The organism is Labrys sp. KB_33_2 (genome assembly GCF_052114505.1).
GTDB lineage: Bacteria > Pseudomonadota > Alphaproteobacteria > Rhizobiales > Labraceae > Labrys.
Map to the genome: position 1 here is coordinate 1 of NZ_JBFREW010000085.1, position 570 is coordinate 570.

The 570-nt window shown below is 65.6% G+C and carries 1 protein-coding gene; it reads right to left on the minus strand.

Going from position 1 to position 570, the window contains the following annotated elements:
- Positions 1-570 (minus strand): hypothetical protein (locus AB4037_RS34645; RefSeq protein ID WP_441774686.1); only part of this gene is annotated, 570 nt, incomplete at both ends.

The window sequence follows — 570 nt, forward strand, 5'->3', positions numbered from 1 at the left end:
ATCCGTCTTCGAGGTCAGGTTGCCCGCATCGTCATAGCTGTAGGTCTCGTTGAACGAGGCGTTGCCGGCATTGTTGGCCGAGGTCAGTTGGTCCAGCTCGTCATAGCCATAGGTCCAGGCATCGCTGGAGGCTCCCCCCGGCGCCGTGATCGCATCGATCCGGCCGGTGGCGGCCCGGCTGTAGTTCAGCGACAGCAGGTTCGTGCCGCCCTTGGCCGCCGTCAGGCTGTTCAGCCAGCCCCGCGTCGCGTCATAGGCCGACGTGCTGGTCACCCCGTTGGCGTAGGTGGTCACCAGCGACTGCCCGGCCGCATTGTAGGTCACGTTGGAGACCAGCCCGGGGATGGAAGTGAGCTGGCCCGCCCCGTTATAGCCGAACGGCGCGGCCGTCGACCCCAGGCTCGTGCCATCCCCGAAGCTGCGCCACAAAATGCGCTTGCCCGCGTCATAGGCCGTCGTCGTGGTGTAGGTCGTCCCCTCCGTCGTCAGCAGGGTCTTGACCACCTCATTGCCCAGCGCATCGTAATTGGCCGTCAGCCAGGCATGCTTGTTGGCCGCCGTGGTCTGCTT